Annotated in this window: 1 protein-coding gene; it reads left to right on the top strand. The window is 69.9% G+C overall.

The genetic code is table 11. The features are described 5' to 3' along the window. Positions 1-306: hypothetical protein (locus tag CVH10_RS25915; protein WP_219924855.1), on the top strand; the 306-nt coding region annotated here is incomplete at both ends.

Raw genomic sequence — 306 nt, 5'->3', positions numbered from 1 at the left:
CAAGCGCATGGCCGCGCAGGTGCCCGCCTATGACCATCCGGAAGCGCGTTTTTTCCGCGTCGATCGCTGCGACGATGCGGTCGCGGTGCGACGTCAGGAAGGGTTTCGGCGCCTGTCCGAACTGTACGCCACGCGCTTCGCCAAGACCCTGGCGCTGACCGCCGCGACCCGCCCCGGGCTGTCGGATCTGCAGTTCACCGGGCGCTATCGGGTGCCCTTCCCGTTCAGCGCGGTCGTCCGCGAGAAACTGCCCAGCGGCGCCTGCCTCGAACGGTCGGACGGCGCGTGGCTGGTCGACCTGGACGG

This window comes from Halomonas sp. ND22Bw (genome assembly GCF_003011945.1).
GTDB classification, from domain to species: Bacteria; Pseudomonadota; Gammaproteobacteria; order Pseudomonadales; family Halomonadaceae; genus Halomonas; species Halomonas halophila.
The sequence above is the reverse complement of the archived record's forward strand: the minus strand, read 5'-3'. Positions and strand labels throughout refer to the sequence as shown.